A 22,803-nucleotide genomic window follows, 5' to 3' on the forward strand; every position below is an offset into this window, starting at 1 on the left:
CTCAGGTGTGAAGCAGGCTTGGCGCTGCCCCAAGCAGTTTTTTGGTGTAATCATTGGTCGGATGATCAAAGATTTGGGTCGCTGGCCCTTCTTCGACGATCTTCCCGAAGTACATGACGCAGATCCGGTCGGAGACGTACCGGACCGTTTGGATGTCATGCGAGATGAAGACCATCCCGAGGTTGAGTTCGCGTTTGAGGTCGGAGAGCAGGTTTAGGACCTGCGCGCGGACTGATACGTCGAGGGCCGACGTCGGCTCATCCGCTACGATCACGGAGGGGCCCAGTGCGAGGGCCCGGGCGATGGCCACGCGCTGGCGCTGGCCCCCGGACACCTGGCTGGGTATCACCTCCGCCGCGGACTGCGGAAGGCCCACGACGCTGAGCAGTTCCCGCACCTTCGCGATGCGGGTGCGCTCGGTGCCGATGCCGTGGATCTGGAGCGGATCGGTGAGGATGTCTTGGATCGTCATCCGCGAGTTCAGCGCAGTTGACGGATCCTGAAATACTACTGAGACATCGCGCCCGAATTGCTTCCGTACGGATTCCTTGCGGGCCATGACCGGCTTGCCGTGGAACAACATTTGCCCTGCGGTAGGTTCCTGTAATCCGACCAGCACCGACGCCAGAGTGGATTTTCCACACCCGGATTCGCCCACGATTCCCACCGTCTCACCGCGCCGGACCTGGAAGTTCACACCATCTACTGCTTTGACGATGTTGGGACGGAACAGGCTCCCGGTACGGGCTCGGTGGTGGACCTTGATGTCCTTCAGTTCCAGGACCGGTGTTGTTTCATTGGTAGTCATCATGCACCTTCGGGGACGTATGCGCTGCGGTTTTTACGAGGGCGTCATCCGGGGACGGCGCAGGATTCATAAGTTCCGGGGTCCTGTGGTGGCTGGCCCAGTAGTGTTCGCCGTTGCCCACGCGGACAAACTGGAGCACCTGGTTGGGGTCAGCGTCTGGGCGGAGGGAGCGTTCGGCAAATCGGTCCCCCGAGGCGAATTCGCGCGGTGACGGGACGGTGCCCTGGATTTGGTGTAGTCGCTCGGCGTCGGCTTCGATGGAGAGGACTGCGCCGAGCAGTCCGCGGGTGTACTCATGCTGCGGATTGCGCAGGAGCTCCGTGGTTTCGGCAGATTCCACAACCTGCCCGGCGTACATCACCGTGACTCGGTGGGCGAGCGAAGCGACAAGTGCAAGGTCGTGGCTGACGAACACCATGGCGAAGCCCAACTGTTCGCGGAGTTCGTTGAGGAGGTCCACTACCTGCTTCTGCACGGTCACGTCCAGGGCCGTCGTCGGCTCATCCGCCACCACGATTTTCGGTGATCGCGACAAGGCCATGGCGATGAGCACGCGCTGTCGCTGCCCGCCCGACAGCTCATGGGGGTAGCTCTTCAAGGTGCGGTCCGGATCCAGCTTGACCAGTTCCAGCAGTTCCCGTGGTGTCTTGCGGCCGTTGCGCTTTGTCAGCTGGGTCAGCTGGTCCTTGATCAGCATGGACGGGTTCAGTGAGCTGAGGGCGTCCTGGTAAACCATGGCGATCTGCTCGCCGCGCAGCCCCCGATACAGGCCCGTCCGTTCCTTCTGGTTGTTCGTGAGCAGTTCCTTGCCGTTGAACTTGATGGAGCCGCTCAGCTGTGCCGACGGCGGCAGGAGCCCCATGATGGCCAGTGAAGTGATCGATTTTCCACAGCCGGATTCCCCCACCAGGCCCATTGTTTCGCCCTCACGGACCGTGAAGTTCACCCGGTCCACGATCGCTGTGTCACCGTAGCGGCCCGGGAAACGGATGGACAGATCCTTCACCTCCAGGATCATCGGCGCATCAGAAGGTACCTGCGGCAAGCGGTCAGTGCGGCTGCTTTCGACCCTGGAGAGCAGCTTGAGTTCCTCTGCAAGCGCTTCAAGGGAACCGGGTTTGTGAATGCTGGCGCCCAGCATCGCAGCCTTCTCGATGACGGCGGCGTCGTCGTCGTGCTGTGCCGGGCCGATTCCTGTCTGCGCCTCTTCGGCATCGAGCACGGACGGCTGTGCAACTGTTACCCGCGCGGTCTCGGTGAGTTGGGCTGCCTTGATCGGCTCTTCCTTCACGGGCGCAGCCTTGCGCAGCTTCGGGTTAACCATGGCGTCCGTCAGGCCTTCGGCCAGGATATTCAGTGCAAGCACGGTAAGGAGGATGGTGATGCCGCCGAAGGTGGTTGGCCACCAGGCTCCACTGAAGACCACGTTGCGCCCGTCGGACATGACGTTGCCCCAGGAGGCAGCCGGCTGCTGGACACCGGCACCCAGGAAGGACAGGGACGCCTCGAGGATGATGGCGTCTGCGACCATGACTGTTGCGAATACCAGTACCGGCGCCGCGGTGTTGCGGGTGATGTGCTTGATGAGTATATAGAAGCGTCCGGCACCGAGGACCCGCTCGGCTCGAACGTAGTCCTCACCATACTGGGCCAGCACATTCGCGCGGACCACGCGGGCAAGCTGCGGGGTGTAGACGATCGCAATGGCCAGGATGATCACCGGCACCGTGGAGCCGAAGATGTTGTTTGAGTGGTCCTTCAGGGCGAACAGCAGTGCGGCGGCCAGCGCGATTCCGGGAAATGCCATGAGGACGTCCATGACGCGCATGATGCCCTCATTGACCCACTTGCGAGAGGTGGCGGCGAGGGCGCCGAGCAGGGCGCCCATGATGACCGCTAGTAGCACGGCTCCCAGGCCGATCGCGATGGACACCCGCGCACCGTACAGAATGCGGGAGAGGACGTCGTAGCTTGAGCCGTCCGTTCCGAAGAGGTGGGGTCCTCCCGGGGGGAGGACCGGAGCAATGGATTCGTTCTCGTCATAGGGCGCCACTAACGGCCCGATAATGGCCACGATGGTGATGAAGATCAGGAAGCCGAGGGCTATCTTGGAGCTGAGGGGGAGCCCCTGGAAGCGGGCTCCGGAGTTGCTCAGGCGGGTAGCCAGTCCGTTTCGCATGGTTATACCGTCCGAATTCGCGGGTTGATGAGCAGGTAGAGGACGTCAACCAGGATGTTGACGAGCACGAAGGCGACGGCGATCGTCAGTACCGCGCCCTGGACGAGGTTGGTGTCCGAGGTGGTCAGCCCGGTCACGATCAGGTCCCCCATGCCGTTGAGGCTGAAGATTTTTTCGATGACAACGGCGCCGCCCAGCAGGTACCCAATGCGGAGGCCCAGTACGGTCACTGGGGTGACGAGGGCGTTCCGGAGGACGTTGCGGGCCACGACTGTGCGGTAGGGCACGCCGTTGCCGATCGCGGTTCGTACGTAATCACGGTCGAGCTCCTCCACCATGGAGGTTCGGACCACGCGGATGAGTGAGGCGGACACCGGGATGCCGAGCGCCAGGGCAGGTAACGCCATGGCGTACATCCACCCGACAAAGCCGTACTGGTCCGCCCAAGCCAGGCCGCCTGTCGGGAAGATGGACCCTTCCGGCAGTGCGAACCACTGGATGAGCAGGATCGCCAGCCAGAATGACGGCGTTGCTATCGCCGCGATGGAGAAGATGCGGATCACCTGGTCCGGCCACCGGTCGCGGTACAGTGCACCCAGTACGCCGAGGATAAGAGAGAGAACAACTGCCAGCACCACGCCGAGCATTGTCAGTTGGAGCGTGACAGGGAAGGCCGAAGCGATTTTGGCGGCCACCGACTCTTCAGGCGGGTTGGTTACGCCGAAGTCCAGCCGGATAATTCCGGCGAGGTAGCGAAGGAACTGCACGATGAGTGGGTCGTTGAGACCGCGCTGCTCCCGCCAAGCGAATTTCATCTCTTCGGACGCGTTCTCGCCGAGAACAGCGGTGGCCCTGTCTGCAGGAATCACCGACAAAACAAGGAACACCATGATGGTGACTCCGAGGAGCATAAACGGCAGCGCCGCAAGTCTTCGCCCCAGGAGGCGGATTAACGTGGTCACGTGTAGAACTCCATACCTTTCGCTGCGAAACGGTGGGACTGCCCGGACGGGGCAGTCCCACCGCCGCGCGGACTAGCTGCGGCCCACTCCAAGAAAGGAGAGGCCTGTGGTCGGAAGCGGCTCGAAATCGACCAGTGCTTCGCTGTCCCACGCGGTGGGCAACTGGCGGTGGAAGATCGGGTATAGGGGTACTTCCTCAGCGACGATGTTGATGATCTCGGCGTGGATAGCCTTCGCTTCGTCATCCTCAAGCTGCGCAGCTTGGTCCAGCTTGGTCTGGACTTCTTTGTACTCAGCAGTTTCGTGCCAGCTGGCGCGGTTTTTCATCCAGGCGTCGCCACGGTAGAACCAGCTCAGCAGGATATCGCCGTCATTACCGAAAACAGAGGGGTCGCCCGGCGCGCAGAGTATGTCGAAGTTTCCGCCGTTGACCTTGTCTGGTGCGTACACTGCTGCGGACTGAAGGATCTCTAGGGTGGTGTTCACGCCGACGGCGTCCCAGGCTTCCTTGATCAGCGGCACAACCTTGGTGACCCAGCCGGTGTCGGTTGAGGTCAGGGTGACGGACAGGTTTCCCGCGCCGGCTTCCTGCAGCAGCGACTTGGCCTTCCCGGCATCGAAGTTGTAGACCGTGGAGGCTTTGTTGTAGGACGGGTGGCCTTCCTGAAAGTAGGAGGTCGCGGGAGCCGCGTTTCCCAGGAGGGCCTTGGTGATGATGTCCTCTGTGTCGAGCGCGTAGTGCAGTGCCTGACGGACACGCTTGTCACCGAATGGCTCCTTGGCGGTGTTGAACAGCAGGAAGAGGAGTCCGAAGGACTGAACGGACTCAACCTCGACCTTGCTTTTCAGCTGGTCGACGTCGAGGTAAGGGACGTCTTCGATGGCCTGGGTGCGGGACGGGATCGAGGCTACGCGGGCGGCAGGATCAGCGATGAGCAGCCAGGTCATGTCCTCGACTCGGGCCGGGAACTTGCCGTTGTAATCGGTGAACTTCTTGAAGACGATTTTGTCTTCCTTGACCGCGGAGACGAGGCTGAACGGACCGGAACCGATAGGTGCCAGGTCGAAGCCTTCCGGGTCCGCTTCAACAGCGGCCTTGGGCACAATTTTAACGACGGAGATGCGGGGTCCGAAGCCGGGGAACGCGTACTTCAGTTTGAACTCGACGGTCTTCTCATCGACAGCGGTCACTGTGTCGATGAACGGAATGAACCCTGCGTACAATGACTCATTCTTGGGGTCAAGGACCCGCTCGAAGGAGAAGACAACGTCTTCAGCAGTGACCGGCTCTCCGTTGTGGAAGGTTGCGCCGTCGCGCAGGGTCACGCGGTAGATGGTGTCGTCAACCTGTTCAGGGTCGGCGGCGGCCAGTGCCAGGTAGGGCTCGCGGGTAGCCGGGTGAAGTTCAACCAGGCCCTCGAAGATATGGATATTGGCGGCCAGCGGCGTAGCGCCGGTTGCCAGCATGGGGTCGAAGCCGGTGGACAACTGGTAAGAGATGCCGGCCTCGATTGACCCGGCTGCCTGTGCATCGCCATTACCGTTGGACCCTGCGGGGCCAGGTGTGCCGCCCGGGCTGCACGCCGAGATGGTTCCGGCGAATGCGGCGGCGGCGCCCATGACCCCAGCCAGTTTCAGGAAACTACGGCGGCTGGAATCCCTCAGCACTCCTGTGGATTCAAAAGTGTTGCTCATCAATGTGCCTCACCATTCAAGTCGGTTATCGGACATGGGATGTCCGATGCTGTTGTAGAACTGTAAGACGCATCACACAGATCGGTCAAGCCGTTCCGCGCGCTCTGTGAATAGCACTGTTGCTCCGCACTGCGCCTAGCGGGATGATCGGACATTGGATAACCTACATCTAGGCGGACTGAGGATTCTCCGGTTCCCCGTCTGCCTGAGAGTGCCCGTGTTTCTGCCCTTTGGATGATTACAAGGAGAGATTATGAGCGTAGAGCTTCCCCTGCGCCAGGCGCGATTCAGCGCCCAAGCCAGGCTTCGCGCGCTGCAGGCGGACATTATGGAGCTCATCCTTGAACGTGGCCTCGAGTCCGGTGACCCGCTTCCCACCGAGAGCGAGCTGGTCACTGTCCTCGGAGTCGGGCGTAATACGCTGCGCGAGTCGCTGAAGGTTCTCCAAGCCCTCGGAGTGGTTGAAATTCGTCACGGGTTTGGCATGTTCGTTGCACCGAGTAACTTCGAAGCACTCACCGACGGTCTCACCTTCCGGGGGCGTCTATCGCTCCGCCACGAAGGAAAGGAAGCGCTTCAGCTGGTTGACGTCCGCCAGGCACTCGAATCGGGGCTTATCGGAGACGCCATGGATGTGATGAGCGCTGAACACCTGGACGTCATCGACGCCACAGTGAAGCGGATGGAAGCGGCGGCCGAGCGTGGTGAGGGGTTCACCGAGATCGATGAAGAATTCCACCGACAGCTATTTGAACCGCTGGCCAACGAATTGTTGTCCAACCTCATGTCAGTCTTCTGGAAGGTCTACCGAAAAATCCACGCCGAGCTCGGTGGTGATCCGGTAGACCTGAGGGAGACGGCAGCGATTCACCGCGACATTTTCACTGCGGTGCAGACCGGTGACAAGGAACTGGCGTCCGAACGGTTGAAGCGGCACTTTGACGGCATTCGTGGTGAGCTTGCGAAGCTCACCACGCACTGAACAAATAATGGAGACGAACACACGCACAATGATGAAACTTGAAGTTTGTCCTGCTGATGCTATCGGTATGGCAGCGGCGCAGACCGTCAAGGAAGTCGTCCTGTCGAAGCCGAATGCAGTTATCGGTTTGGCTACCGGGTCCTCCCCGCTGCCTCTGTACAAGGCGCTGGCTCAGGAGCATCTCGATGTGTCGAATGTGTGCTGGTTCGCCCTCGACGAATACGTCGGACTGCCGCCGGGACACCACCAGAGCTATGCCGAGGTGATTCGGCGCGAGGTAAGCGAGCCTCTGGATCTCGATCCCGCATCCGTCCTCCTCCCAGATGCGCAACGGGCGGACCTCGACGCAGCCGCGGCCGACTATGAGGCGCTTATCCAGCAGGTTGGCGGTATCGACCTGCAGATTCTCGGGATCGGTCACAACGGACATCTTGCCTTCAACGAGCCCGGAACTCCCCTGAATTCAAGGACGCGAGTCGAGGCTCTGGCCGAGAGTACCCGTCAGGCGAACGCCAGGTTCTTCCCGTCCCTTGACGAGGTTCCCACCCACTGCATCACTCAGGGTTTGGCAACGATCCTCGACGCCAAAAAATTACTCCTCGTGGTCCGCGGCGCGGACAAGGCCGACATACTTAATCGAGCACTGACAGGCCCTGTGACGATGGATTGCCCGGGGTCCGTGCTCCAGTTACATCACGATGTTACGGTCCTCGTCGATGAGGCGGCCGCAACAAGGCTCATGCCTGCCGAGAGCGGCGCGCCGGCGTGACCGCAGTCCTCGGCAACATCATCGCGGAAGACAGCACCCAGGTGGGGGCGACAGTCGAAATCTCCGGAAAGACTATCCGCAAAGTACACCGGGGAGTTTCCACTGACGGCGCGGACGGATTGCTCCGGTTGCCGGAGGACAGCATCATAGTTCCCGGCTTTGTTGATCTGCACTGCCATGGCGGGTTCGGGGTCGACTTTTCGACATCAGACGCTGAGGATGCACGGGAGGCCATCTCCCGGATACACGAGGCAGGGACAACAACGCTGCTGGCAAGCTTGGTGACCGCCGAGCCCCAGGCCCTTCTCGCGGGTGCGGAGCGACTAGCCGCCCTGGTTGAGTCCGGAGCCATTGCCGGCATCCACCTAGAAGGCCCATTCCTTTCACATGCCCGGTGCGGCGCGCAGAACTCCGACTGGCTCATCAACCCGGACCTGGACCTCACCCGCGAGCTTGTCCAAGCCGCACGCGGTTCCCTGCGCACCATGACCTTCGCCCCTGAGTTACCGCGCTCGGACGAACTTGTCGACATCCTGGCCTCCCTCGGGGTGGTTCCTTCCATTGGCCACACAGCATCAAGCCCTGAGGTGACGGGCGAGGCTCTTGCCCGGGCATCTCGTGAACTCTCCCGGCACCACAATGGCTCAGGAAGTGTTCCGACAGTCACCCACCTGTTCAACGGCATGGACCCGTTGCATCACCGCTCCCCCGGGGCGCTCTCGGCTTGCCTGCGCGCTGCACGCGCAGGCAAAGCAGTGGTGGAACTCATCGCAGACGACGTTCACCTCGCACCGGAAACCGTTGCAACGATGTTTGAGCTGCTCGGAGCGGCCAACATCGCCCTGGTGACGGATTCGATGGCTGCAGCCGGGCTGTCCGACGGCACCTACAGCCTCGGCCCCTCCCAGATTGAGGTCTCCGGCGGCGTCGCCCGGCTTACTGTCGGCGGATCGCTCGCCGGCGGGACATCAGCCATGTCCGACCTTGTACGGAATGCCGTTAACTCCGGGGTCCCTCTTTACGACGCGCTCCACTCAGCAACCCACGTACCTGCCCGGGTACTAGGTCTCGATGGCCAGGTTGGCGCACTCAAAGCGGGTGCCATGGCGGACCTTGTGGTGCTGAACGAACGGCTGGAGGTCGATGGCGTCATGCGTCATGGCAAGTGGCTGAAAACCCCGAAGCGCTAAGCCATACCTTGAAGCCGTCGCATTCGGACTCAGTGCGCTCGGGTGGAGATCCGTTTTGAAGCCGAACTGGAACCGGGAACCGTTCAAGCGCTCCTCGACGGACCCCGTGAAGTGCTGCTAAACCTCGGAGGTTTCCCTGACACCGGCGGAAGGCGGCCAGCAACAGGGGGCCTCGCCAAGCCAGCCAACGCCCCGATGACAAAGGCTCGTAGACGGCGCACGGCGGGCGCCACCGGAAGATTCAAGGCGGCATCGGCGGCTACCTCGACCTACTCGATGCCCTCGCCAGCCGGAACTCGCGAGGTTTGGTGTTGCCGCATTACTTTTACTCCGAAAGTGTTTTGACGGCAGAGACCAAAGCGTTGAACGGGGCTAACCCGACACGAAAGAGCGAAACTGGACGTACAGGCTGCAAACCAGGCTGACGACGCCTCAACCGTTGCCGACCTATCGGGTGACTAACACCAGGACCGGTCTGAGTTGAGTCTTCACAGGGCCGGCCTTCATCCTCGCGTGCATCGTAAGCTGTAGTCGGCTCACCCACAGGTGGACGGCTTTGAGCTACATCCTCCGGGCTCCACCCGCCCACATGTGGATGACCCGCGCTGGGTCCACTCCTATTTCGCATCGACTGCGTCCCTCTCTTCGGGCGTGGAGCACTCTTCAAACGTATCCGATACGGCTCAACTCAGGCTTGTTGGTCAGTTTCCCTCTAGTCCTCGCAACGGTGTTGAAGGTTGGCAAGCGCGTTTACTCCGTCGGATAGTCCGGGTTAATCAAAATCGAAGAGACCCGCTGGAGGTGGGGTAAGAGGCAGAGGAATACCTGTGGGTTTGTGTTCGCGGGGTGTGCACCCGGCGAAGGGTCCGTCTGGGGCGAAAAGTACGCGCATGGTGGCGTCCGCATGGTCCCGCCACCAGACGATCATTCCGGTGGTGGGGTCCAGCCGGGATGCTTCCCATGCCCGCCATAGCGCGGCGAGCCGGCTGACGGCTTCGGCGTGCATCCACCATTTGCTGCACCAGGTGAACGTGTTGCCGCGGCCTGCGAGGTCGACGGGCCTGCGGTATTGCTGGGCGAGCATTTGAGTGACGAACTGCTCGACGTTTGCGTAGTAAAGGCGTGGTTGCTCGTCCGTCACGTCGTTATTCGCCTCGTCGGCGATGTCGATGTCCAACGGGCTACTCCTTCACCATTGCGGACCACCGGTTGCCGCCACCGGCTGCAGCAGGAGCCGGTTCCACGGTGAGGCCAGCTGCGACGGGTTGGGGGCTGTTGCGGGCAGCCTCTGATGCTGCGACTTTGTCAGCGTAGGGACGGTCACTAACGGGGACGGTGCGGAGCAGGACAGCCCTGGCACCAGAGCCGAGCATCACCGCCCTACCTTTGGGGAGGGCGGCAAGGTCGGCCACTGACAGGATGTCGTCGGTGGAGTCCTGCCGATTGGTGGAGCGACTGTCCTTCTGCTTCGATGTCGACACGGACGTGTACCGGTACTGGCCGATGAGGTCCGAGAGCATCTTCAGGAACTGTTCTTCCTTCACGTTGCCGCCGTAGGTGAAGACGTTCGCTGTGGAGAACAGCTTCTTCATGCCGGATTCGCCCCACACATCGACGCCCTGGGACCAGGACTGCAGGAAGGTGGAGACGACGATCCCGCGGGATCCGTAGTGGCTATACAGGTCGGGCAGGTTCCCCCACCGGCAGACGTTCGCAGCCTCGTCCAGGACACAGACCATGGGGACGGCCAGGCGGCCGCCGCGCTGGGCGACGGCGTATTCTTCGGCAGCGGTTGCCGTAGCTACCGTCAAGGACGTCACGAGGGGCCCGGCGGTTCCGGCGCCTTCCTTCGAGAGCGCGTAAAGCGTGTTCTTCCCTCGTACGAAGTCTTCCGGGATGAATTGGGGTCTGCGGTCTCCTGGACCGGTTGGATTCACCCAGGCGGCGATCTTCTCGTTTTTGAGGCAGGAGGCCATCTGCCGGGCGGTGCCGTAAACGCCCTCGCGCTGCTTGTCGGGGGCAGCGATGACACCACCAATCGAGTCGGCTTCCTTGACCCAGCCGGCTTGGTCGAGGAGTCGGACGGGTTCGTCGTTGGTCGGGCGGGAAAGCCAGCTGTGTACTCGTTCGATGGGCTGTTCGCCGACGGCGGCGGCGAGCAGCAGGCCGGCGAGGAGGTCCTTGCCGGCGGTGTCGAAGTACGCGTCGCCTCCCTTGGCTCCGACTGCCCGTGAGCCGAGCGCGAAGTTGCTCGCCATTTCAGCGGCGCGTTCGCTGTCCGTGACGTAGGTGAGCGGGTTCCACCACCAGGTGGGCTGTTCATTGGCAACCCCTTGCGGATCGAAGATCCACACATCACCGCCTTCGGCGCGGATATCGCGGGTGAGGTCGGAGAGGTCGCGCTTATTCGAGGTTGCAATCACGGGCCCGGGTGCCTCGATGATCGACGGTGCGGCCTGTGTGGTGGTCTTGCCGGTGCGGGTTCCCCAGATCTGCAGGAGGGTGTCTTCCCATGAGGCGTACAGCGTGTTTCCACCGCGGACCATACGCCCGATCATCACGCCGGGGGCGTCGACGCCGAAACGGGCTGCCTTGGCGCGGACCTGCTTCTCTGTGAATGGCCCGACGTCCTTCAGCGAGGCCATCCGCGCCGCGGCACGGTCGTGCTTGACGGCCTTGGCTCCCTTGCGGATGCGGCCGGCGACGAAGAGTACGAACAGTGCAAGCAGGATTACACCGGCTGCAATCAGGAGGTAGATCTCCGTACTGCGCCACGGCAGCGCACCGGTGAAGGTGCCCAGTGCCCGTGGCCAGAAGTCCGCAGGAAGACCCTCAGGACGAGGCGCCAGCTGATCGCCGAGCGTATTGAGACCGTACAAGGCGGAGGGGACGCCGATGAGGGCGGTGATCAGCAGAGCCAGAAGCGCGGCCTCTCCAGCCGATCCTCCCTTGTGCTTGCGGTCCAGAGAGCTCACAGTTCACCCCGTTCCTGGGCGGCGGTGCGTTTGGCTTCGTGCCACTTCTTTTCGGTGTCGTGCACGCGGGATAGGCGCTCACTTGGAGTGAATTCCATCCTGAATGGGATTCCGGCACGGGAGCCGACCTTGATGAAGAACTTTCCTTGACCAGGTGGCGGTTCAGTCGTGCGGTCGTTGTAGTACCAGGCGGCGTTGTCAGCGTCCTGCAGCCACGCGGCCAGCTCATCGTCGGTGAACGCTTCGCCTGTGCGCTGGAAAACGTCGTCATTGGTGTAGTGCGTCTTTTCGTCCTTTGAACGGTTCCACGCCGGCGGGTCCTGCCATGTCGCCAACTGCTCCTGTTCGCGCACACTGAGCTCTACGGATTGGGTCAGCAGAGGCATTTCCGAGCGAGCGAGTCCTCCGAGGATTTTGATGCCGCAACGGTCCATGATGCCTTTGGCTTTGTGCCGGTCGGCTTCGTCCTTGACTGCTTGCAGGTCGGACGGAGTGTGAGAAGCCATGATCTGGCCCACTCCCCACTCGCGGTTCAGGCGGGTGAGGGCATTGACCTGGTCGACGATGCCGGGTCCGGCGGCGAGGGTGTTCCACAGCTCGTCGAGGATGATGAGGAATCGTTGGCGTTCAATCACGCCGTCGTCGGCAAGCATGTTCGATGTCGTGACTGTTCCGATGCCGGCCGCCCAGCAGGCCATGAGCGTCGCCGCCCGTAGATCGGTTTCCGTCTGGGAGATCCTGGACAGGTCGAACACCATGGGTTTGCTGGCATCAATCCTGTGCGTTGAGGGCCGGGAGAACATGTCACCGAACGCGCCGGCACCGCAGAGGCTGTTCAGGGAGGATTCCAGCCCTTCGGTGATGGCGTCGTAGCGTTCGTCGTTGCCCCGGTCCAGGGCGACCTCCCGCACTTCGACGGGTCGGTCTTTCAGGACCTGGCGGAGGTCGGACATGAGCGGGATGGTTCCGGCAGCGTTGTGGTGCGATTCGAGGACGAGGAGGCACCGGTCGAGGATGGCACCTTCACGCTCATCGAGCGGAGTTTTGCGGAGGATTGAGATCAGTGCAGCGATGGTTCCACGTCGACGTGCGTGCAGCTCGGTGAGTAGCTCCTCACGTTTGGCTGGCGACAGAAGCTCGGTCGCCGCCAGGGCACCAGCATCATCGAGAGGGTTGATGTGTCCGACCCCGCGCCCCAACGGCAAGGGGGAGCCTCCAAGTTCCTCGATCATGCCCACGTGCTCTCCCTTGATGTCTCCAAGGATCAGTGGATTCACGCCGAATGCGCAGAGACCGATGGCCATGCGCCGCAGGAGCGAGGACTTACCCAGTCCGGGGTTGGCCATGACGAACGCGGAAGGATTGGAAATGAGCCGGACGTTTTTGAACCACGAGATGGGGTCGCAGCAGACCGGCTCGTTGGACAGGAGGTTCCGGCCGAGCGGCACACCTTCAAGGGGTGCACCGCCGCCCATCGGGAACGGGTACAGGCCACACACCTGGTAGTTCGTTCCGCGCATCTCCCGCACAGGATGCAGCAGTTGTGCCTCTCCGAGACCCCTGCCTTTGAACCCCCTCGGGCCCGGTCGTTTTACAACTGATGATGTGGTTCGGCGGGCACGTGTCTTCCCGGTACTCTTGGCAGGTTTTTGTGGATCGGTTGGCCTTGTCTGCGCGGGTGCTGCTTTGTGGGCGGTCATCAGAGTGCGTCCCGTACGGTCTTGGGTAGTGCCAGGTGGTCTGGAATGACGATGCCAAGCGGTAGGCCAGCCGCGAAGGTCGAATCCTGGGCGCCGTAGGCTTCCTCGAGTCGGATACGGGCGGATGCGCCGAGGTTTTCGATAGCGGCTTCAGCTTCGGGTAGGTCCTGCTTCGAGCGGACGGTCGCGGTAACGATCATCGCGAAGTTGAGCAGGCCCGCTCCATCGGCTTCCTCCTCGGCTGTGGCGCGGGCGGCCCTGGTCTCGCGGGTATCGCGGGAGGTGGTGCGGTTGCGTGAGGAGGCGTTGAAGGTGGCGGTGTTGACGTCGTTCTCCACGAGCTGGGCAGCGCGGGCGGCGTCAATCGGCCGGTACAGCATGGTGACGCGCTTGCGAACGACTTCAGGGCTTGGCGCGACCAAGGCCTGCAGGACATTCGCCTGGACCGTGGAGCGGGGCGGTACGGACATGGCCCATGACTTCGACCACGCATTGTTGTGGTGGTAGCTGTCCCAGAACGTATCGGCGGCCTGCGGGCCGACCTCGCTCCAGTTCAACAGGGGCGCTTTACCTTCGGCGTGAGCCCGATCGAACAGGACCGCCTCGGCAGGGTCATAGGCCACCCGGATGACTTCGCATAGTTCCTGAGCGGTTAGCGGCATTGCGACGCCGGCTCCGGTATTGCTGAGGCTGGCAGTGATATTCGGTAGACGCGCAGCCAGGTCGTTTGCTACCTCGTCGGCCTTGCGGATACGACCACCGGAGCGCAGCGCGGCACGGAATGTCACCGCGATGTAAGCGCGGGTCACTGTGGCGCCGGTAGGCAGAGCGGCGACGGTTTCTTGAATGACGGTCCGGGCGAATTCGGGCGCGTTCGGATCGATACGGCTTTCGACCTTGCGGGCGAGACGGAAACCGGAATCCGGCGCTGTTTCTATCGTTACGGAGGCTGCGATCAGGCCCGGTTCGTCAGTGAGAATGCCCAGCCAATGCGACCAACGATCGACCCAGCGGTTGATTTGATCCTGGTCGACCATGCCGCCACCGTCCGGTTCGGACCCCAGAACCACGGTGTAGTGGTTCTGTTGAGGAACGTGCAGGAGGGCGAAAGGCCGCCCGTAAGCGTCGGTGTGCTCGCTGATGGTCGATCGTGCCGAGATGCCCGGCAGTGTGGTTGTCCCGCTCGGCACCCGGCTGATAGGGCCGGCACGGTAAACGTTGGCTCCGGTGTACTGGGCGTTCATCCATCCAAAGCGGCGGAATATGCGCTCGATCAACGTCCGGCCGTGCTTGTTTTTTTGCAGTGAGAGCAGCAGAACCGCAGCGATGATGGCTTCGAACAGGAGGGCGGCTGCCCACAGGTTGAGCATCATCAAGATCACCCCGCCGATCACGCCGAGGACCAGGACGACAGTGCCGGCAGTTGACAGGCCGGCTAGACCCTTGCTGGTCGGCACCCGGTAGTTGCCGTAGCTGCGAGGGCGGACGTCGGGAGTATCAGCTTCGGTTTGAGCCATTAGGACGATCCTCGTTTCCGGTGTTGCTCGAAATTTCATTCTTCATCTGCTGTGCCTGCTTCTGAATCTGTGCGGCACCTTGCTCTAAAGCAGCACCGGCAATTCCCGCGCCAGCACCCCTCGCGCCAGACGGGCTCGCGCCGCCTCCAGCTGGTGGTGCAGCAGCTTCCTGTCCGGATCTGTTGGCTCCTAACCCTCCGTCAGCTGCCGGAGATGGCTTTGCCGGACTTCCCGGCCCGCTCTGCGCCACTGAAGTTGAACCTTGCTGGGCCTCTTCATGGACGGCACCAGAGACGGCCTCGCCACCTTTCTTCACTGCCTCTGTGGCGGCGACGGCAGCTCCAGCGGCTGGAATCGCTTTGGCTGCTGCGCCACCAGCTCCTGCGCCTGAGGTTGCCGGTGCGGGCGAGGATGGACTCTTTGATGACGGTCCTTGGGATGGGGTTGGGGCACTTCCAAAGCCCTGGCGGGTGCGTGCTAGTCGTGACGCGCCCTGGGGAATCGCTGCACCAAGTGCGGCCATCCCCATCGCGCCGGAGGCGCCGCCGCCCGAGGACGACATCGAGCCGAGAACAGGGCTCAGAAAACCAATGAGCACGGGGAGTGCGACGACGGACGCAATGATTAGGATCAGCCCTGCGGAGAACTGCAAGAGTTCCTGTCCTGAAAAAATCCCGGTGGTGGTCAGAGTGATGCCAGTTGCGTAAATCACCGCAGCGGCCGGTTTGTAGAAGGCGAAGGCCAGGGTCCAGGCAACGATTTTGCTGAACCAGGTCTTCCCTGTCTCAGTATTCATAAACGCTGCCGAGAGCGGGAGAACCCCGGCGATCAAGAACAGCATCGCGGTCCGTAGCACCATCAACATGATTTGCGCGATATTGATGCACACGGCGACGATTCCGCCGATGATGATGAGCATCTGATTACCACCCAGAAAGGTGGTGCTCGTGCCCGGCATGATTCCTAACAACAGTTGGACATCAGCTTGAAAGTCATCACCGATGCCAGCGGCGATGATCTGCTCGGCCAGAGCGTCTGTGGCCTCGAGCAGAACGTTCAGTAATGCGACGCCGGAGGCTGTCACGATCGCGAGTGTAAGGAGCCCCTTCAACAGCTCCTGCGCCGGTTCTCCGCGCTGAGTCCACACGATCCGCACGCCGGCAACAACCATGCTCAGCGCCGCCAGAGCGAGCGTTAGATAGAAGGTCTGGTCTTGGATGAAGCCAACCGCGGCTACGGAGGACGCTGCGCGTTGGGGAACAATGAATCCCGCGAGGGAAGTCGCTCCACCGATGAGCGCGGTTGCCCCGAAGAGAAGTGTTGCCTTGTTGACGAGGCCCGAACCATCACCGCGGCGGGCGTTGGTCACCAAGGTGATGGCCAGCAAGATGATGGCGATCGCGCTGACCCCCATACCAATCCACGTCACGTATCCGAGGAAGGTCGCGACTTTATCGTTGAAGGCCCCACCTGCGGGCACCTCAGCCGATCCAGTGGCCGCCGTCGTCAGGTCCGGAGCTTCAATCGTCGTCCACAGAGCACCAAGCTCGGCGATCGTCGAAATGAGTGCAACTGTCACAGCATCGGCAATAGCTTCCAGCGCATTACCCGCGGCGCCCGAAACAGCGTCGCCGACGATATCTTTAACTCCGCAGACAATGCTGGCGGGTCCGCAGTTCTCGTCAGCGGGAACCTCAGGCATTATCAGGACCCCACGGTATATATCCGGACAGGTCGGAAATTTGGCCTTGCACAGGGCCACTGGTCCCGTCGTCCTTGTACTTCACATGCCAGTCACCCTGATGCCATTCCACAGTCAAAGAACTTGTGAGGTAGAGGAGCTCAGAACCGCTGTCGCCCGAGGCGACAACCTCGACTGTCGCCTGGTTCCCGTCGTAAGAAAGGAGGCGGAAACCTTCAAATTTGATCGGCGGAGCAGCACCGCCAGTCGAATCGATCTGTCGCTCGTAACGCTCCATGTTCAAGTCTTTACCCGGCCCTTCCAGAGACAGGGCTCGGGCAGTTGCGACCAGCAGCTCGGGATCTCCACTTGCGGCGAGCATGCCGGTTACGGCGAGGAGAGCGCCTTCTGGTGTGCGGGAGTAGCACGAGCGAACGCCCGTTTGTTCATCGACGACACCGGGCCCGTGCTCAGTCGACTTGGGGGCTGCCACACCGCCCAGAAACTTCCATTCCACATCATCAGGTGCGGCAGTCAGGGTTGTTCCACCGGTAGCGTCCAATCCGCATATGGATTCATCGGAGACTGGTTCCGGCGCAGCTGAGGTGGAGGGTGCGGACGCTTGTTGTTGTACCGGAGGCGCAGACTCTGACTCTTCGTTATTGCCCAGAAAGGTGAAGAGGATGATGCCCACCCCGACCAATAGGACAACGGCTATTGCGGAGATGATGAAGGTGGGCTTGGTCCACCACGCATTGTCGGTTTCTTCTTCTGTTCCCGCCATGGCTGCTCCTGTAGGTGAGACTGGTTTGCGGGGTTGATCAGGCGCCCGAGATGAAGGTAATGAGTGACGCTCCACCGGTGACCATCGACACTGCGAGGACGATCTTGATGACGCTGGAGATCTCTTCCGTGGTTTCACCACGGCGTGCGTCGAAGGCCATCTTTCCGCCCACGACGAGCAGGCCAAGAACACAGACGCCCAGCGCGATCCACTTTCCGACACCCACCATGCGGTTCCAGGCTTCACCGATGCCCGGAGGTGCCAACGGGTCGGAGTCGGGCAGCACACCGGCGTTGATGATGACGTCCTGGGTCATAAGAAGCAGTTCCATAGGTCTAGTCCCCTTTAGCTCTGATGGTGGTGTTGATGACCTCACGAAGATTGGTGAGGACTTTTCTTGGCTCGCTGGCCAGCGACTCGGGGTCAACTGATCCTGCGAGGCGAAGCTCTTCTATCCAGGGCAAAACCCACGTCCGTGGGACACCGCCGGCAGTGATGCGTGTTTGGTTGTGCAAGGCTTTCGGTGTCTTACCCGGAGCGTCTGCGATCACCACAAGTCCGAGCAACGTGATGGTCGGGTGCGATCCCGCAGCCCAATCACGCGCTGCAAGCTGGGCGGCTTTAAGACCACGGTGGTTCTGCCGGGCGACCAGGAAAACCTGAGCAGGCTCGATGGAGGGGTCAGCAGCGGAGCGAGAGGGCCAGCGGTGATGACACGCCACTCCCCCAAGCAAATCGGCCAGAGTACTTTCCCCCGCTCCCCCATGGGCGCCGAGCCAGAACACGTCCGAACTGTCCGTCAGGAATCTCGCCATGCCCTCGCCGGCGGCCAAGCCGAGAAGGCCTTGTTGCGGGCCCGCCACACCTCTGAGAACTTCTACAGCGTCGCGGAACTCGGTCTCGGTGACCACCGGAGCGATAGCAGGCTCCTGTGTCACGTAATCGCCCCAGCGATTAACCATCTACTTTTGCCCCCATAACGACCATAGACTCGACCGGGACCATAGTAGACACAATCTGAGGCGGATTACTACTAAATGTTTACTCCAATGTACTTTTCTTTACAATCACTGCACATCGTGTATCGTGCTGACCATGGAGGTTGGGGTGGTCATAGTGTCTAAGGCACTGGACGACCTCTTCGACGCTTTGCCGCCGCGGCTCAGTATTGAACAGCTCACCGACCTTCTCGGGCTCTCCGATAAGCAGGTGACGTATCGGTGGCTGCGTGAAGGCAGGGTGCCGGCTATCAAGCTGGGCGGGTCGTGGCTGATCCTGCGTGATGACGTCAAAGAGCACCTCAACAGCCACTACAACATTCCGCGATCAGGCGCTTCGGCGGCGATCGAAGGAACTCCACCAGACGACGTTTAGGGGAAAAGGCGATGGCGGAAGCTTTGAGTAGGCCAATATGCACGGCGACGATCGGTGACGATGACACCGTCATGGTTGTGATCGATGGCGTCGAACGGCAGTGCGATTCCATGCCTGAAGCGATTACCTACCTCGCCGATACGGCCAAGGACCTTGGCCGGCCCCTCAAAGTGACAGCCATCGACCCTTCCTCCCCCACCAACCCGGAGTCATTCCTGATCGTCGACGTCGACGGTTCCGTGGTGGAAGACTCTTCCGTGCGCACCAAGCGCGCACCGCGGCGCGGGGTACTGCATGTGGCTCAAGCAGGAACCTCCGGACGCTCGGACACTTCAGCTGCAGGCAACGTCGCTGTGGACGTGACCGCCGCTGATGAGTCCCCCACCGCCGAGCAGACCATCGTTGAGGAACCGGCGCGGAATGAACCAGCGGTGGCCGCCGCCGAAACCGAGCACGAACCACTTCCATCAGTAGCACCAGCCGCTGTGCCCGCTGCCATCCAGGTCGAACCTGATGACCCGCGCATCCGGTTGCGTCCGGAGATCCCTGCAGAGAAAGCGCTAACCCCGGCCCGAGAGGGATGGCGTGGCTGGATGAACGCGGCCTTCAAGATCAACCTGGCGCCCACGGCCGCGGAACAGGCAAACCGCGACCGGCGCCGACGCATCCAGCGCCCCCTCGAATCACACCGCACAGTCGCTGTGGTCCAGCTCAAGGGCGGGGCCACAAAAACAACGGTCGCCTACCACCTCGCGGCGACCTACGGGCGGATCCGCGGCGGCAACATCCTCGCCGGTGAGTTCAACGAGAACCAAGGAACACTTGGCGAACGAGCTCTCGCTGGCTCCCACGACCGGACAACGCTGGATCTGATCCGGAACCTGGGCTCGGTAACCCGCCGTACCAGCGACCTCGTTCGCTACGTCCGGCCGCAGGGCGATGACAGGATCCACGTTCTCGCGTCCCCTCCGGAAGGAGCCGACCGGCGGCGGGTCGACGGCAACTCCGTCAAGGCAGCACATGACGTGCTGCTCTCGCTGTACAGCCTGATCCTGCTCGATACAGGCAACTCCGCTCAGGCATCGACATGGCGCGCCGCCGTCGACGTCGCAGATTCCCTCGTCTTCGTTGCACAGAACAAAGCCGACGACTGCCGCCTTCTCGAAGCAACCGTCGAGGGAGTCAAAGCAGAAGGACACGGCGACAAGCTCGCGCGGTCGATCCTCGTAGTCACCAACACCGCACAACCAAACGCGGAACGCCTCGCGTGGCTGCAGGAGTACGGCAAGACCATCGGCCTCGCCGCGGTCGCAGTTGTCCCCTTCGACCGGTCCCTCCAAGAGGGTATGGCCTTCAACTACGACATCCTCAACCCAGCCACCTGGCATGCGTACGAGTCAGCCACCGCCGACCTCACCGACCAGCTGTAAACAGAGAGCACCACGTCCCAAAAGTCTCCTTCAGTCTCAGAAGTCTCATTCAACGGGTAGGGAAACCATGTCCAGGGGGAAAGCTGTCGGGTGCGCTGTAACCGCACTCGTCGTTGCGCCTGTCGGCGCTGTCATGGCGCTCGTCTTCCTTGCCACGAGCATCGCTGAGGACGAGGAAGCTCAGCAGCTGGAGCGCGCCTCCTGCGTTGTCGCCGATAGCGGGAACGACTCCCTTCCCTCCGTGCCTAATGGGTGGGGTCCCCTGGTTGAAAATGCCGCTAAAACGGCTGGCCTTCCCGCAAGCGTGGTCGCTGCGCAGCTAGCCCAAGAGTCAGGATGGCAGGAAGACGCCCGCAGCCACGCCGGCGCTCAAGGCGTCGCGCAATTCATGCCAGCAACCTGGGCCACTTACGGCAACGGCGGAGACCCATTCTCGGCAAGTGACGCGATACCGGCCTACGGACGCTACATGTCCGCACTGATGAAAGAAGTCCAGGCGCTAGCCAAGGACGATGCTGACCTCCTCGTACGTCTTACGCTCGCCGCCTACAACGCCGGCCCCGGCGCGGTCCGACAACATCAAGGAATTCCCCCCTTTCAGGAGACGCAGCAGTACGTCAACAGCATTTTCGACAACGCGCAAAGCAGGTTCTCCATGGAATGCAAGGCACCCACCGGAGCCAGAACATGGGACGGCGACCTCGGCGACGGGGAATGGACCACTCCCCTACCCGGAGGGAGATTCACCTCCGGATACGGGCAACGCAACGTACCCGGACTTCCCGATTGGGCACAGAACCACGTCGGTGTGGATATCGCCACACCCGGCGCTGGACACGGCGACGGAGGAACCATCATCGCCCCAACCGACCTGCGTATCACCGGAATCAATGACAAAGACGGTTGCGTAATCGCCAAAGAGAACGGCGACGACCCAGATTTTGGATTCGCGTTCTGCCACCTCAACGACTACGGCGTCGACACAGGAGACCAGCTCGAACGAGGCGACGTGATCGGGACCGAGGGCAACAAAGCCGCGCTCGGGTCCGTCCCGACGCATCTCCACCTTGAGCTCTACGCGCCGGATGCTCCCGACCTCGTATTCCCCTATGAGGGCTACAACATCGACCCCGAACCCATCCTCAGAGAAAAAGGAGCGTGGCCACAGTGACAAAGCCCCGCCCATACCAATCAACCGTCGCCGGTGTCTGCACCAGTCTGGCCCTCACGCTCACCGCCTGCGGACCCAGCGAGGATCACACCGGAGCAGCATCCGAGATCACGGCCCCGGCCACCTCCGAACCGGCTACCGCCGCGCCCACACCGGGCGAGGGTAGTTTCGTAGCAGCGTCAGAAGCAGACCGTTCCGATGCTGATTCAACCGCAGAAGTCGCAGCGCTGATGCTCCATTCCTGGGACACCACCACGGACCACACCCAGACAGCAGCGGCCGTCCGCGCCAAACCACTCATGAGCGAGGACTGGGCAGCCCACCAGATCGAACCCAAACGGAACGCTGCCCAAGGCGCCTGGCTCGAACCAGCCGAACACCGGGCATACAGCTCTCCCTCTATCGTTCCTGCGCCGGGCGACGTGTCCGAAGACGTCGCCGAGGACAAAGCAATCCGCGCATACGACGTCCGGTGGCGCTGGGAAAGCCGAGACGGAGAAGAGCTGACCGACACCGGCCAGCGAATCGTCACCGTCTACCTGGAGAAACACGACGAACATTGGTACGTCGTAGGACACCAGTTTCAGGACATGAGCGAATGACTTATGCATCTGGGGCAGTACCACTTGGAGTGAAGCTGACCCGCGAGGAAGCCAGCGGTATCCGGCGCGAAGCCCCTACATTCCCAACCATGGTTCCCGCCGGTGGCTGCACTCGCGAACGGCTTGTAAGTACTGAGACCATCCAAATTGGGGCGACACGCCGAAGACGGCAATTTTTTGGGAGAGGATCCGTCGTGCCGAGATGTTGGTCAGGATCGGGGCGTGAGTTGCGCGCCGAACATGCCAGGCGAGGTGAGAAGGGTTCCATTACTTCCGCTTCACGGCTTGCCCGGCGAATAACAGGGCACCAGCAGGTTTCTTTATCTGTTTTCAGTATTGGTTCCATTACTAACATTGGAACCTCGCCCCAGTCTGCGGGTAGGTATGAGGGTCCCTGCTGGAAGCAGGCGCTGCTTCCGCGCCAATACTGGGAAGAAGGGTCAGGAGTATCCGGACACGAGGAGCTGTCGAAGGTCCCACACAATGGCGAAGGACTTTGGTACTTTGCTCATGAGTTGAAAACAGTAATCGGTTCAGCCCTTCTAGGGAATGCAATACGAGGCTCAACTCATGAGGATCCGCCGTGCGAATCACCGGCCAGCTACAGGTCGGACGGACGCACTGACGTAAAGGACAGATGGACGATGGCTACATCAGGACATCCCCGCGGAGGCGGGCGCCCAAGCAAGGGACCTCGTCAGTTCGTGGGCGGCAAGGTTCCCACGCGTATGGCTGAGCAGGTTGCTCAAGCAGCCGAGCTCGAGGGTCTGACCATCACCGACTTCATAGAGTCTGCTTTGGCTATGCGCCTGCAGCATGTCGATCTGACCGCACGAGATAATCAGGAGGAACTGCCTATCGCAGTGGCCTCTTAACGCATAAAGAGGCCCGCACATGGCGGGCCTCTTATGACGAAGTTGCAGCCCTTCACCTAAATGCTTGCCGGCGACCAGGTGAAAAGCCAGTACAGATCCCTCACGGGAT

The 22,803-nt window shown here is 61.6% G+C and carries 20 protein-coding genes; 8 read left to right on the forward strand and 12 right to left on the reverse strand.

The features are described 5' to 3' along the window. Position 1: 1 nt before the first annotated feature. The 4 genes from AC4D2M_RS15565 to AC4D2M_RS15580 all read right to left on the reverse strand — a co-directional run bounded on the left by AC4D2M_RS15565 (position 2) and on the right by AC4D2M_RS15580 (position 5,644). Entirely contained in the window at positions 2–808 is an 807-nt protein-coding gene (locus AC4D2M_RS15565) for an ATP-binding cassette domain-containing protein (protein WP_490892874.1), read from the reverse strand. Beyond that, positions 795–2,987 carry a dipeptide/oligopeptide/nickel ABC transporter permease/ATP-binding protein gene (locus tag AC4D2M_RS15570; protein ID WP_490892806.1) on the reverse strand — a complete coding sequence of 731 codons (2,193 nt, stop codon included), beginning with the start codon at positions 2,985–2,987 and terminating at the stop codon, positions 795–797. The genes AC4D2M_RS15565 and AC4D2M_RS15570 overlap by 14 nt, the downstream gene beginning before the upstream one ends. 2 nt (positions 2,988–2,989) lie before the next feature. After that, positions 2,990–3,949 (reverse strand): ABC transporter permease, encoded by a 960-nt coding sequence (locus AC4D2M_RS15575; RefSeq protein WP_490892807.1) that lies wholly within the window; start codon positions 3,947–3,949, stop codon positions 2,990–2,992. Positions 3,950–4,021: 72 nt separating this feature from the next. After that, the gene (locus AC4D2M_RS15580; protein WP_490892808.1) at positions 4,022–5,644 is read right to left on the reverse strand and encodes an ABC transporter substrate-binding protein; all 1,623 of its coding nucleotides are present in this window, start codon (positions 5,642–5,644) and stop codon (positions 4,022–4,024) included. Between the two features lie 253 nt (positions 5,645–5,897). On the opposite strand from AC4D2M_RS15580, the gene AC4D2M_RS15585 reads away from it, so the two are divergent. Genes AC4D2M_RS15585 through AC4D2M_RS15595 form a run of 3 tightly spaced genes read left to right on the forward strand, consistent with a single transcriptional unit; the run spans position 5,898 to position 8,585 of the window. Continuing rightward, positions 5,898–6,626, forward strand: coding sequence for a FadR/GntR family transcriptional regulator (locus AC4D2M_RS15585; protein ID WP_490892809.1), 729 nt, complete (start codon positions 5,898–5,900; stop codon positions 6,624–6,626). Between the two features lie 31 nt (positions 6,627–6,657). After that, positions 6,658–7,395 carry a glucosamine-6-phosphate deaminase gene (locus AC4D2M_RS15590; RefSeq protein ID WP_490892875.1) on the forward strand — a complete coding sequence of 246 codons (738 nt, stop codon included), beginning with the start codon at positions 6,658–6,660 and terminating at the stop codon, positions 7,393–7,395. Beyond that, positions 7,392–8,585, forward strand: coding sequence for an N-acetylglucosamine-6-phosphate deacetylase (locus AC4D2M_RS15595; RefSeq protein ID WP_490892810.1), 1,194 nt, complete (start codon positions 7,392–7,394; stop codon positions 8,583–8,585). The genes AC4D2M_RS15590 and AC4D2M_RS15595 overlap by 4 nt, the downstream gene beginning before the upstream one ends. 772 nt (positions 8,586–9,357) lie before the next feature. Here AC4D2M_RS15595 and AC4D2M_RS15600 read toward each other — a convergent pair. From AC4D2M_RS15600 to AC4D2M_RS15635, 8 genes are all read right to left on the reverse strand, one after another. Then, entirely contained in the window at positions 9,358–9,762 is a 405-nt protein-coding gene (locus tag AC4D2M_RS15600) for a DUF4913 domain-containing protein (RefSeq protein ID WP_490892811.1), read from the reverse strand. A gap of 4 nt (positions 9,763–9,766) precedes the next feature. Beyond that, a complete protein-coding gene (locus tag AC4D2M_RS15605; RefSeq protein WP_490892812.1) occupies positions 9,767–11,560 on the reverse strand; it encodes a type IV secretory system conjugative DNA transfer family protein in 1,794 nt (597 codons plus the stop codon). After that, on the reverse strand, positions 11,557–13,080 hold the full coding sequence (locus AC4D2M_RS15610) for an ATP/GTP-binding protein (RefSeq protein ID WP_490892813.1): 1,524 nt from the start codon (positions 13,078–13,080) through the stop codon (positions 11,557–11,559). The genes AC4D2M_RS15605 and AC4D2M_RS15610 overlap by 4 nt, the downstream gene beginning before the upstream one ends. A 179-nt stretch (positions 13,081–13,259) precedes the next feature. After that, positions 13,260–14,777, reverse strand: coding sequence for an SCO6880 family protein (locus AC4D2M_RS15615; RefSeq protein ID WP_490892814.1), 1,518 nt, complete (start codon positions 14,775–14,777; stop codon positions 13,260–13,262). Then, complete coding sequence (locus tag AC4D2M_RS15620; RefSeq protein ID WP_490892815.1) at positions 14,758–16,539, reverse strand: hypothetical protein; 1,782 nt, start codon at positions 16,537–16,539, stop codon at positions 14,758–14,760. The genes AC4D2M_RS15615 and AC4D2M_RS15620 overlap by 20 nt, the downstream gene beginning before the upstream one ends. After that, the gene (locus tag AC4D2M_RS15625; RefSeq protein ID WP_490892816.1) at positions 16,472–17,242 is read right to left on the reverse strand and encodes a DUF8175 domain-containg protein; all 771 of its coding nucleotides are present in this window, start codon (positions 17,240–17,242) and stop codon (positions 16,472–16,474) included. The genes AC4D2M_RS15620 and AC4D2M_RS15625 overlap by 68 nt, the downstream gene beginning before the upstream one ends. A 37-nt stretch (positions 17,243–17,279) precedes the next feature. Further along, on the reverse strand, positions 17,280–17,573 hold the full coding sequence (locus AC4D2M_RS15630; RefSeq protein ID WP_490892817.1) for a hypothetical protein: 294 nt from the start codon (positions 17,571–17,573) through the stop codon (positions 17,280–17,282). A 4-nt stretch (positions 17,574–17,577) separates the two neighbouring features. After that, on the reverse strand, positions 17,578–18,180 hold the full coding sequence (locus tag AC4D2M_RS15635) for a DUF6668 family protein (protein ID WP_490892818.1): 603 nt from the start codon (positions 18,178–18,180) through the stop codon (positions 17,578–17,580). A 169-nt stretch (positions 18,181–18,349) separates the two neighbouring features. Between AC4D2M_RS15635 and AC4D2M_RS15640 the strand changes: the two genes are divergently transcribed. The 5 genes from AC4D2M_RS15640 to AC4D2M_RS15660 all read left to right on the forward strand — a co-directional run bounded on the left by AC4D2M_RS15640 (position 18,350) and on the right by AC4D2M_RS15660 (position 22,694). Next, the gene (locus AC4D2M_RS15640) at positions 18,350–18,616 is read left to right on the forward strand and encodes a helix-turn-helix domain-containing protein (RefSeq protein ID WP_490892819.1); all 267 of its coding nucleotides are present in this window, start codon (positions 18,350–18,352) and stop codon (positions 18,614–18,616) included. Positions 18,617–18,639: 23 nt separating this feature from the next. Then, positions 18,640–20,046, forward strand: coding sequence for a P-loop NTPase family protein (locus tag AC4D2M_RS15645; RefSeq protein ID WP_490892820.1), 1,407 nt, complete (start codon positions 18,640–18,642; stop codon positions 20,044–20,046). 67 nt (positions 20,047–20,113) lie between these two features. Next, on the forward strand, positions 20,114–21,217 hold the full coding sequence (locus tag AC4D2M_RS15650; protein WP_490892821.1) for a transglycosylase SLT domain-containing protein: 1,104 nt from the start codon (positions 20,114–20,116) through the stop codon (positions 21,215–21,217). Beyond that, entirely contained in the window at positions 21,205–21,819 is a 615-nt protein-coding gene (locus tag AC4D2M_RS15655) for a hypothetical protein (protein ID WP_490892822.1), read from the forward strand. The genes AC4D2M_RS15650 and AC4D2M_RS15655 overlap by 13 nt, the downstream gene beginning before the upstream one ends. A gap of 644 nt (positions 21,820–22,463) precedes the next feature. Beyond that, positions 22,464–22,694, forward strand: a complete 231-nt coding sequence (locus AC4D2M_RS15660) for a hypothetical protein (RefSeq protein ID WP_490892823.1) — start codon at positions 22,464–22,466, stop codon at positions 22,692–22,694. The last annotated feature ends 109 nt before the right edge of the window (positions 22,695–22,803 follow it).

It is taken from the genome of Arthrobacter sp. TJ-270 (genome assembly GCF_058269075.1).